Below are 548 nucleotides of genomic sequence, written 5' to 3'. Positions count from 1 at the left end.
AAGAAATTGATCTTTGAAAACTGAACAACGAGTGAGTAAGCACGAACGAGAAATCGTTCAAAAATAAGAGATTATTTATAATCTCGCTAGCAAGTCAATGAGCTATTAAGCATTCAGAATAAAGGCGAGCAATCGTCAACTATTATGGAGAGTTTGATCCTGGCTCAGGACGAACGCTGGCGGCGTGCCTAATACATGCAAGTCGAGCGGGTTTATCCTTCGGGATAAGCTAGCGGCGGACGGGTGAGTAACACGTAGGTAACCTGCCTTTAAGACTGGGATAACTATCGGAAACGATAGCTAAGACCGGATAACTGGTTTTCTCGCATGAGAGAATCATAAAACACGGAGCAATCTGTGGCTTGAAGATGGGCCTGCGGCGCATTAGCTAGTTGGTGRGGTAACGGCYYACCAAGGCGACGATGCGTAGCCGACCTGAGAGGGTGAACGGCCACACTGGGACTGAGACACGGCCCAGACTCCTACGGGAGGCAGCAGTAGGGAATCTTCCGCAATGGACGCAAGTCTGACGGAGCAACGCCGCGTGA

The 548-nt window shown here is 49.7% G+C and carries 1 rRNA gene; it reads left to right on the top strand.

Annotation, left to right across the window (positions count from 1 at the left end):
* Positions 1 to 141 precede the first annotated feature (141 nt).
* Positions 142 to 548, top strand: a 16S ribosomal RNA gene (locus AC1DUA_RS40225); the annotation flags it as partial.

This window comes from Paenibacillus sp. 01T422, from assembly GCF_056398785.1.
This window is presented reverse-complemented; position numbering and strand designations above follow the sequence as displayed.